The sequence below is a fragment of the Streptomyces sp. ADI96-02 genome (assembly GCF_003846185.1).
Lineage (GTDB): Bacteria > Actinomycetota > Actinomycetes > Streptomycetales > Streptomycetaceae > Streptomyces.
Genome location: NZ_ML123034.1, coordinates 5869548 through 5870071, shown reverse-complemented (window position 1 = coordinate 5870071; position 524 = coordinate 5869548). Strand labels below are relative to the sequence as shown.

The window sequence follows — 524 nt, the reverse complement described above, 5'->3', positions numbered from 1 at the left end:
AAGGCTGATGGCGCGCCGCCGAAGGTGAAGGACGCTCCGGGGAATTACCAGATGCCGTCGCGGGTGAGGGTGAGCACGATCGATCCGTCGGACCCGTCCCGGACGAGGGACACGGAGGTGTCCACGGCGTATGACGTGATGGGTCGGCAGGTGTCCCAGGTGCAGGATGACGTGGAGACGTCGACCGTGTTCGGCGCGAACTCGATCCCGGTGCGGGCGGAGACGAGGGACACCGAGACCGGGGCCCGGCAGGTCGTGGAGAACACGCTGACGGGGGACGGGAAGGCGATCGCGAAGACGGTCACGAAGGCCGCGAAGGACGATGAGGTCGAGCCGGGAACGGTCGCGACGCAGGAGTTCGCGTACCACACCGGCGAACTGGCCGGTGAGGTCAGCGGGACGACGTCACGGGGTGATGCGTCGGCGAAGGGCGGGGACCCGGGTGCGGCGGTCACCTCCACGCGCAGCACCGTCGACAAGGACGCCGACGGCGTGGGCCGTCGGACGAACGCGGTCACGAGTGC

General features: G+C 69.5%; 1 protein-coding gene. It reads left to right on the top strand.

What is annotated here, in order from left to right:
• Positions 1-117: 117 nt before the first annotated feature.
• Positions 118-524, top strand: a 407-nt coding sequence (locus tag EES43_RS30815; protein WP_164493272.1) for a hypothetical protein, incomplete at its 3' end; no start/stop codon positions are given.